The 1865-nt window shown below is 65.6% G+C and carries 2 protein-coding genes; both read right to left on the reverse strand.

Annotation, left to right across the window (positions count from 1 at the left end; all coding sequences use genetic code 11):
- On the reverse strand, nt 1-867 hold an 867-nt coding region (locus ROZ37_RS22050; protein ID WP_312662887.1), incomplete at its 3' end, for an AMP-binding protein.
- 4 nt (nt 868-871) lie between these two features.
- Entirely contained in the window at nt 872-1681 is an 810-nt protein-coding gene (locus ROZ37_RS22055; RefSeq protein WP_312662890.1) for an ABC transporter ATP-binding protein, read from the reverse strand.
- Nucleotides 1682-1865 lie beyond the last annotated feature (184 nt).

Genomic DNA, 1865 nt, shown 5'->3' on the forward strand with positions numbered 1-1865 from the left:
GAGCAGCACGAAGGTGGGGCCGATCTCGCGCAGGTCGGCCATCTGCGTCTCGGGTTCCTCGACGAAGTTGACGGTGATGCGCGAAATGAGCGCCTGCCCCACCGCGTAGATCTGCTCCATGATCCACGGCAGCGGCAACATCGAGACGTAGTCGTCGGTGGGCAGCTTCGGGTCGGCGCGCAGGTACGACAGGCAGTGCGCGAGGAACGGGCCCGACTGCAGCATCGCGATCTTCGGGTTCGACACCGTGCCCGAGGTGGTGCACAACACGGCCACGTCGCTGCCCTTGCCGAGCGCGACCTCGTTCTGGAAGCGCTGCGGGTCCTCGGCGTGCATGCGCGCCGCGGCGGCCTTCAGGTCGTCCCAGCTCATCAGCCGCGCATCGTCGTACTTGCGCATGCCGCGCGGATCGAAGTAGACGATGCGCTCGATGCACGGCAGCCGCTCGGCGATCTCGAGCAGCTTGTCGACCTGCTCCTCGTCCTCGGCAAGCACGATGCGCACCTGCGCGTAGTCGATGAGGTACGACACCTCCTCGTTCAGCGCGTCGGAATAGATGCCCAGCGACATGCAGCCGACCGCGTGCGCGGCGAGCTCGCCCCAGACCATCTCGGGACGGTTCTTGCCGATGATCGAGACGATTTCGCCGCGACGCACACCGAGCGAGAGCAGGCCCAGCGCGATCTCGCGCACCCGGTCGCGGTAGTCGGACCAGGTGAACTCGTTCCAGATGCCGAATTCCTTCTCGCGCATGGCCACCTCGTCGGGCCAGCGCCCGGCGTTGTGCAGAAGCAGCTTCGGGAAGGTGTCGTGCCGGGCGACGTCGGCGTATTCGGTAACCATCGCGGTAACCATCGCGGCGGCCATCGCTTCAGGCCTGCGCCTGCTCGGCGGGTTGCCCCTCGTCCACGCCGAGGTAGGCCGTCTTGACCTGCTCGTTGTCCATGATCTCGTGCGGCAGGCCGGCGGCGATCACGCGTCCGAAATCGAGCACCATCACGCGCTGCGAGATGTCCATCACGACGCCCATGTCGTGCTCGATCATGATGACCGTCATTCCCCATTCCTCGTTGAGGTCGACGATGTAGCGCGCCATGTCCTCCTTCTCTTCGAGGTTCATGCCGGCCATCGGCTCGTCGAGCAGGATGAGGTCGGGGCGCACGGCCACCGCGCGCGCGAGCTCCACGCGCTTACGCAGCCCGTACGACAGCGTGCCGGCCACCGCCTTGCGGATGTGGCTGATCTCGAGGAAGTCGATGATGTCTTCCACGTGACGCCGGTGCGCCAGTTCCTCCTTCTGGGCGCCGCCGAACCAGTACAGCGAGCCGCCGAGGAAACTGTTCTTCATCAGGTGGTGGCGCCCGACCATGATGTTGTCGAGCACCGTCATGTGGCTGAACAGCGCGAGGTTCTGGAAGGTGCGCCCGAGACCGAGCGCCGCGCGCTGGCTGGGCGTGAGCCGCGTGATGTCGCGGTCCTTGAAATGGATCGATCCGGCGGTGGGCGAGTAGCGTCCCGAGATGCAGTTCAGCATCGAGGTCTTGCCGGCGCCGTTCGGGCCGATGATCGAGAAGAGCTCGCCGGCACGGACCTCGAAGTTCACGTCCATCAACGCCTTCACGCCGCCGAATTGCAGCGAGACGTCGCGTACCCCGAGAATCGGCCCCTGATCTCCGGCCAACCTGCAGCCCCCCTCTCTTGTCCGCGCAGTCTATGGTACGCGTGTCGGTATAGTTGTCGCCTGACCGACAAAGTCAGGGATTCCCGGGGGCCGTGTCCGCATTCGAAGAGCTCGTTGCGCTGTCGTCGTGGTTGCGCGAGCTTGACGCAGCGCAGCAAGAGCGCGTTCGTCGCGACCTCTTCGA

The organism is Aromatoleum sp. (genome assembly GCF_032027225.1).
Classification (GTDB): domain Bacteria; phylum Pseudomonadota; class Gammaproteobacteria; order Burkholderiales; family Rhodocyclaceae; genus Aromatoleum.